The following is a 7,501-nucleotide window of genomic DNA, read 5'->3' as shown; positions in this document are numbered from 1 at the left end:
TCTGCTCACGAAGCTTTCATGGATGAACTGTCGCACTTAGCTTGACAATCCGTCATATATTAAAAAAATCAGGGTCTTTTGGTTTTGAATCAAACAAATTAACTTATATTAAACATCTGCAAGAACATGCGCAGAAAGTGTGTAAGACCATTTAAGATGCTACGATAATCGCCGTACTACTGAGGACATTTCATTCTACGGCAAGGTCAAGAGTCTTGTCAATAAGCACATCCAGTAGGTTGATATCTTTTAAGTACGATGATGTCATATAGAGTTGCGTTTCGCTATACGCGAAAGGAGACACAGTCTCCTTCAGAGTGTCGAGAAAGTCCAGAGGACTTTTCGGCACTCTTATTTTTATGTGGAGGACTCTGGTCTCCGAGAAGAAAAATCGATTTAAAACGATCTGAGAGCCACTTTTTCTGGCAAGAATCGAGTAAGTTTTTCTCGATTACAAAAAGAAGGGGTTTCACAACAGCCTGAAGGAGTCACAGTCTCCTTAACTTTCTTAAAAGATCGCACCTCTTATGAATGGACTTATTCAGCGGCCTCAATTTGGAGAAGTTCCTTTCATACTTGAAAATCTTTACGTATCAAGTGAATTTTGATTAATGTAAATGATTAATAATGAAAACAGGAGTTTATATAGATATTTTTTGTATGAATTGCCTAGGATTGCGATATAAGAAAAATGTGTTATGAAAGGATTGAATAATATTGAATAAAATGGCATTTTTGTATTGTTAATAAATGGTATTACCTCGGAAATGAGGGTAAATCATTATTGTTATTTGTCAAATTAATTTAATGTTATTTTAGGAGGAGTAATTATGAGCACTTTACGTAGAATCATTTATTTTACTTTAGTATTTTCAATGTTTTTCTCATTTACTCTAGATTCAAATGTGGAGGCTAATGGTTCAAATACTGATTACCAAGATCCAATGGCTGCTGCTTACAAAATTAGAAATTATGAATATGAAGGGAAAATTTACAAGGCGATACCTATGGACTCTAAACAATCTGTAGAAACTGTACAACAATCTATTGAGAGTACAGTAAAAGATATTGAGTCTATTAAATTAAACGATGCTCGATTAGAAGATCGTCAAGCGATAAAGGAATACTTAGAATCAGAATATGGCGATATCTTTGGGGGCACTTATTCTGAAAAAGATGGGACTAACGTATATTTATTGACTAAGAAAGTTGATAACCTTGAGAAGAGAATTAAAGAAAAAAGCAAATACCCTGATAAAACAAAATTTAAGTATGTAAAGTATAGTAAAAAAGAGTTGAAGAACAGTAAAAAAGTAATATATGATTCAGCTAATGCATTAGGCTTATCAGGTGTAGGTATGAATAGTAAGACAAATAAAGTTAATATATATCTTTCTGAAGAGTCGTTCTCGTTACATAAAGATGATATTTTAAAGAAAATTAATGAGGATATGGTGAATTGGATAGTTGGTGACATGTCTACTGAAGAATTGGCATATGATTTATATCCTGGTGAAAGAATAAATATGGGACCGAATGAAATACTTTTCTCATGGTGTAGTCTGGGATTTAACGCATTCAACTCGAGTGGAGCATATGTTGGTGTAACTGCGGGGCATTGTGGAAATAGTGTATACTTCGATTTGAGCGACGGATCTTCTAGTATAGGGTCGATGAATAATGCTGTTAATTCACCTACTTCTAGGATTGATGCTGGATATATCAATTATGTAAGTAGTGTTGATCCAAGCGTAAACTTAAATTTAAACTCCCTAACAATTGGGACCTTTGATTATAATGGAAGTAGGCATGAAGTCGGTGACGCAGTAACTCTACATGCTCAATCATTTGGTGGTAATGGCACTCATGCTCTTACAGTTCTGGATGAATCATTTGATGACCCTAATGGAAACTTAGACATGGTATTGACTGAAAATGCAGCTGCAGTGGCAGGAGATAGTGGAGGGTTGTTCTATTCACATATCTCGAATGGTAAGAAAACCTATGCTTGCATTGAAGGTATTTTAAAAGGTAGAGTTAACAATAACTCAACAGGTACTAAATATCTTGTTTTTTCAAAATTTAAAAATGTATATGATGGTTTGAAGTTAGGAGGTGTATTGGTCGACAGTTCATACTAATATCTTATTTTATTCTTAGCATTATTATTAAATATTTGTTCTTTGTAGCTATTAAAGTATGACGGATTGTAATATGAAGTGCGACACCTAAAATACAAAAAGGCCCATGTTAGTTTCGTGTAAAATGGAAGTCACCACAACTAACCATGGTCTTCTTCGAGAATTCTTCCCAAAGGGTCATGATTTTGCTTTGGTCACCGATAAAGATTTGGCCAAGGCTATCTTTCTCATTAATAATCGTCCTCGTAAATGTCTAGGCTGGATGTCTGCTCACGAAGCTTTCATGGATGAACTGTCGTACTTAGCTTGACAATCCGTCGTATATATTTTATGAAAGAGAGATGTTTTGGTTAGAGAAAGTGACCAGAGCATCTCTTTTTAAAAAATGTTGTAGAACACATGGCTCCGATGCTATTCGGAATTGGATTACGGCGAAACGGGAATTCTATACAATTCCACCTAAATCGAATAGTCGAAATTCAGGGAAAGTGGATTGGTATTTATACAAAGAACCCCACTTAGTTAAGTGCTTTTTCAATAAAATCAAACATTTTCGCCTCGTGGCTACTATTTTTAAATTGACTCAGTAATGAGTTTTCAGATACATGTCTTAGTAGTCTACTGTAATTTATAGAGGTGTAAAGTTGGCTTCTTTTTGTGAAGATAAAGGTCTACTCGCTTCCCTTGTCATAATTAACTCCTTTGAGCAAAGCTAGAGTAAGGAGTCGATTCGTGTAATGAATGTAATCCTACTTTGAACTTTTTTAGAAGTGCATTCTTGTATACACATAATATCCCTAAAAGGGAGGCTATATGTGCTATCAAACAGAAGGTGGGCAAGATGTCTTAGCGGAGATTCCAAGAAGGTTGAGTTTGCAAGACGTTTGAAAAGTGAGCAGGATATAAAAAGACGCATGAATATACTGTCAAATGTTTGCGTGTCCTCCTAGAAATTGTATTTCCTTTCTAGACGTGAGCTGCCTTCCCCAGCTTTACATGCGGATCAAAGCGGGATACGATAAGCACATCCATATGTCATACTTCTCGGAGTATTACTTTATTAGAGCCACGTCGAATGCGATGGAGAAGGTGGTTCAGGGGCTAAACCATTTCTCCTGTATGGCAGGAGCCTTCCTCATGTGATGCCGCTAAGTTCATAAGTCAGGAGGTGGATGAGGGCGATGTTTCCTATTTTCTTTTTTGTCGGCGTGATCTCGGTGCTGGTTTCTCTCCTGCTGTCTTTTTTCATTGGTGTATATGGGCTATACGATCATTTCATCGGTAGTCCTTATGACGGGGCCATCATTTACTATCCTTATATTTCGATACCTGTATTAGTCGTGTTCGTATTAGGTATGGCTAAGCGGATCAGGGCGTTGCCTATGCGAGCCTTAGTCATCTGCTCGATAACAACGGGATTCGGATACTTGTTGTTTTCCCTTGTAGTGAATATCCTGTACAGAGATCTTGTTAGCTTCATTCCGCTTGATATGAGCAAGTTTCCGCTTCGACATGGACTATTATTATTGCTCGGGCCTTATGGTGTACGGGCAGGGGAGATCCTACTCGTCAGTCTAATGCTCATGCTGTTCATCTTTTTTCTTGGAAGGATACGCCGCAAGAGACATGTCTCAGGAACTGCTTCGGAAAAAAGATAGAGTCTGTGGACGATTCGTATATATGGCTACGGTTAATGATACTGTCTCCGATTGACTTAGACGTCTCGGAGACTTTTTTCTCTTGTGGGGCCATTCCTGCGAATGTGCCTAAACGATCGTGTAGATGAACAAGAAGCAAGAGCCATCCGAAGAGATGCTTTCCGTGCCTCTTCCTATCCACTAGGTTAACGCAAGCAATAGAACGTTCTTGTCGTAGTTGTCCAAGCACCATTGATGCTTTTTGGCAATGGCAGGATGAATGGAGTTAGGGTTGTTGCTGGCTAGCTTAAACCCGAACTTTTCATAAAAAGGCAGCAGCTCTTCAAAAGGAAGACAGTACACTTGCCGCAGCTGTCGATCTCTCGCTTTTTGAACCAAATCATTGACAAGCTGATGTGCAAGAGCAAGGCCTCTGAATTCCTCAGTGATGTAGATGCCGCCGATTTCGGCCTCATCCTCGCTCACAAAAACCAATCGGCCAACCCCTGCATGTTGATCGTTATAGGTGACAATGGCGATATGCTCATGGTCATATTGACTGGGTACGAATCTTGCTTTCTCGTACTGCTCGTTTACCCATGGCATGTCCTGTTTCGTGGCGATCTGAATGCCCATGACGTTTCGCTCCTTATTCCAAGCGGTCCATTTCAACATATCCGCTGATTCAAAATAATAAAAAGAGGAGTCTAGCTCCATTGGAACCAATCCTCCTCCTATGATCATAGCATGGCTTTATTCGAATAAAAAAGTTACATTACTTTGCTGCAACAGGCGCAGCTGTATTGGCGAGCGGTTGTGACATCTGATAGGTTTTGTAGCCGCCAGTCAGGTTCTTCACCTTGAAGCCATGCTGCTTCAGAATACGGGATGCCGTGTACCCGCGAAGCCCCACTTGGCAATACACCCATACTTCTTGTTCTGGCGAGAGCTCCTGCATACGATCGCGAAGCTCATCAACCGGAAGGTTGACAGAACCCTCGATATGGCCTCTGCTGTGCTCAAGCGGCGTACGAACATCCACAAGCTGAATGTCTTGCAAGGACACGCCATCCAAATCAGCAGGAACGAATACCTCTGTTAATCCCGTTAACATGTTCTCCGCTGCATAACCTGCCATATTCACCGGGTCTTTGGCGGAGGAGTATGGGGGTGCATAGGACAGCTCCAGCTCCGTAAGATCCGTAACTGTACCACGAAGACGGATAACGGTGGCGATGTCATCGATTCGCTTATCGACGCCATCTACACCGACAGCCTGTGCGCCAAGCACGGTGCCTTCGTTATTGAATAACAGCTTCAATGACATCGGATTCGCGCCCGGATAGTAGGTTGCGTGGGAACTTGGATGTATATTGACCACATGATAAGGAAGGCCAAGGCGCTTCAGCGTCTTCTCGTTGTTGCCTGTTGCAGCACCCGTCAGGCCGAATACTTTAATGATCGATGTGCCCTGCGAGCCTTTGTACGTCGTTCCAAGACCAGATACGTTATCCGCAGCGATACGGCCTTGCTTATTGGCAGGACCAGCGAGCGGAATCGCCGTCTTCTGGCCATTAACATAATCAACGACCTCAACGGCATCTCCAACCGCATACACATCCTCCAGGTTTGTTTTCATATGCTCGTCAACTAAGATGTGGCCCCGTGGACCGAAGCTCAAGCCGCTCTCCTTTAGGAAGGAGACATCCGGAGTGACGCCAATCGCCATCAGCACCATATCGGCCTCGAGCGCATGGCCACTTGCCAATTGCACCTTCACTTGATTGCCGTTCTGCTCAAAGCCCTGCACCATATCGGACAAAATGACGTTCGCGCCGTGGTGTTGCAGTTCTTTGGTCAATACAGAGGACATCTCCGCATCGAATGGAGCCAGAATCTGCGATCCAGCTTCCACCAAGGTCACTTCAAGTCCAAGCTCCTTTAGATTCTCCGCCATTTCCACGCCAATGAATCCACCGCCGATGACAACTGCGGAGCGAGTTCCTTCCTCGGATACTTTGGCTTTGACCTTATCTGTGTCATTGACGTTACGAAGCGTATGAATACTAGGGCTGTCGATGCCTGGCAGCGATGGGCGAATCGGCTTCGCCCCTGGGGATAGAATAAGCGCATCGTAGCTTTCCTCGTACGTGCCTTTATCTTTGCTGTGTACGGTAACGACCTTCTGTGTCGGGTCAATCGACACCACTTCGCTGTGCACGCGCACGTCAATATTGAAGCGGCTCTTCATGGCTTCAGGGGTCTGCACGAGCAGCTTGCCGCGCTCTTGTATGGAGCCGCCAATGTAGTATGGCAGGCCGCAGTTCGCGAAGGAGATGTATTCATCCCGCTCGAACATGACAATCTCCGCCTGCTCATCCAAACGGCGAAGTCTAGCTGCCGCTGAAGCTCCTCCTGCTACGCCGCCTACGATCAATACCTTTTTACCCATGAACTTACGCCTCCTCTAAAAATAAGTTAATGATCTTCTTGATTCGTTCATCCTTAACGGAATAAAAAATCTCAAGGCCCTGCCGATCCGTCTCCACGATGCCCATCGTCCGCAGCTTCTGTAAATGCTGAGACACCGTAGACTGCGGCAGTTCGAGGCAATCCTGCATGTAGCTGACATTGCACTTGCCCTTCTGTACTAATCCCCTTACGATGCATAATCGCACGGGATGAGCGAGTGCCTTCAGAATCTCGGCTGTCTCGTTGTAGGCTTTAAAATTATTGTCCATCCGTGAGTCCGCCTCTCTTTACAACAACGTTATATCGTAATATTATGATATTATAATAAAAAATGCAAGCCTTGTTCCAAGGCGATAACAAAAGGAGGAGTAGGGATGTCACCTATTCAAGTTACCGATTCAACCTTTGATAAAGAAGTATTACAATCTAATCTGCCTGTACTGGTGGACTTCTGGGCGCCATGGTGCGGACCTTGTCGAATGCTTGCGCCAGAGCTGGAGAAAATAGCAGGAGAACTGGGTGGCAGTGTCGTAGTAGCGAAGATGAATGTCGATCAGTATAAAGCTGCCGCAGCGAAGTACCAAGTAAGAGGGATCCCAACCTTGCTGCTGTTCAAGCAAGGAGAAGTAGTAGCTTCATCCGTGGGAGCTAAGCCAGCATCTGAGCTGAAGCGCTGGGTGGAGTCGCATTTGTAATCGATTGGCTGCAATTGATGCCGCTGCATTCGCAATAGGAATGCAATGAGCAAGGGAGTTGGAGCTTAGAGGTGATCACTAGATGTGATGTAGAGATTATATCTATAATCAAAAAATCTTAATATTATGATATATCAATATATCTGAATGAACGAAACAATGGTAGACGTAACGTAGAACGTAGAGGATCGATGATCCATGAAGAATCACCAAAGGAGAAGATGATCATGAATACACAAGCATGGCCTGAATGGTCGCCAGAAGAAATCGCTCAGAAGCTAAAGCAGGGAGAGGCGCTTACGATTGTAGATGTGCGCGAACCAAACGAATGGTTCCTCGGACACATCCCGCAGGCGAAGCATGTTCCACTGCAGCAGATTCCGGATCGTATATCGGAATTCGATCCAAACGTACAAACCATTCTGGTTTGCCAAAGCGGCGGTAGAAGCCAAATGGCATGCGAGTATCTACACCGCTCGGGCTATAACGTGATTAACATGCCCGGTGGGATGTCGGAATGGCCGGGAGAGAAAGCATACGGGGAATAAATCGACAT

General features: G+C 42.9%; 6 protein-coding genes and 2 pseudogenes. 5 read left to right on the top strand and 3 right to left on the bottom strand.

Features of this window, described 5'->3' with window-relative positions:
• Positions 1-830: 830 nt before the first annotated feature.
• From I2H74_RS20715 to I2H74_RS20710, 3 genes and pseudogenes are all read left to right on the top strand, one after another.
• On the top strand, positions 831-2,141 hold the full coding sequence (locus I2H74_RS20715) for a hypothetical protein (protein WP_195576143.1): 1,311 nt from the start codon (positions 831-833) through the stop codon (positions 2,139-2,141).
• 145 nt (positions 2,142-2,286) lie between these two features.
• Positions 2,287-2,451: pseudogene (locus tag I2H74_RS24840) on the top strand (IS30 family transposase); the annotation flags it as partial.
• An 871-nt stretch (positions 2,452-3,322) separates the two neighbouring features.
• Positions 3,323-3,799 (top strand): hypothetical protein, encoded by a 477-nt coding sequence (locus tag I2H74_RS20710; protein ID WP_195576142.1) that lies wholly within the window; start codon positions 3,323-3,325, stop codon positions 3,797-3,799.
• A gap of 180 nt (positions 3,800-3,979) precedes the next feature.
• Here the strand turns inward: I2H74_RS20710 and I2H74_RS20705 are convergent, their stop codons facing one another.
• From I2H74_RS20705 to I2H74_RS20695, 3 genes and pseudogenes are all read right to left on the bottom strand, one after another.
• Positions 3,980-4,414 (bottom strand): GNAT family N-acetyltransferase, encoded by a 435-nt coding sequence (locus I2H74_RS20705; RefSeq protein ID WP_195576155.1) that lies wholly within the window; start codon positions 4,412-4,414, stop codon positions 3,980-3,982.
• Positions 4,415-4,568: 154 nt separating this feature from the next.
• Positions 4,569-6,230: pseudogene (locus I2H74_RS20700) on the bottom strand (FAD-dependent oxidoreductase); the annotation flags it as partial.
• A gap of 4 nt (positions 6,231-6,234) precedes the next feature.
• Positions 6,235-6,519 carry an ArsR/SmtB family transcription factor gene (locus I2H74_RS20695; RefSeq protein ID WP_195576140.1) on the bottom strand — a complete coding sequence of 95 codons (285 nt, stop codon included), beginning with the start codon at positions 6,517-6,519 and terminating at the stop codon, positions 6,235-6,237.
• A gap of 105 nt (positions 6,520-6,624) precedes the next feature.
• On the opposite strand from I2H74_RS20695, the gene trxA reads away from it, so the two are divergent.
• Complete coding sequence (trxA, locus tag I2H74_RS20690; RefSeq protein WP_195576139.1) at positions 6,625-6,945, top strand: thioredoxin; 321 nt, start codon at positions 6,625-6,627, stop codon at positions 6,943-6,945.
• Between the two features lie 227 nt (positions 6,946-7,172).
• Positions 7,173-7,493: a rhodanese-like domain-containing protein gene (locus tag I2H74_RS20685; protein WP_195576138.1), complete on the top strand. Its 321-nt coding sequence runs from the start codon at positions 7,173-7,175 to the stop codon at positions 7,491-7,493.
• The last annotated feature ends 8 nt before the right edge of the window (positions 7,494-7,501 follow it).

It is taken from the genome of Paenibacillus sp. 1001270B_150601_E10 (genome assembly GCF_015558675.1).
Classification (GTDB): Bacteria; Bacillota; Bacilli; order Paenibacillales; family Paenibacillaceae; genus Paenibacillus_B.
The sequence above is the reverse complement of the archived record's forward strand: the minus strand, read 5'-3'. Positions and strand labels throughout refer to the sequence as shown.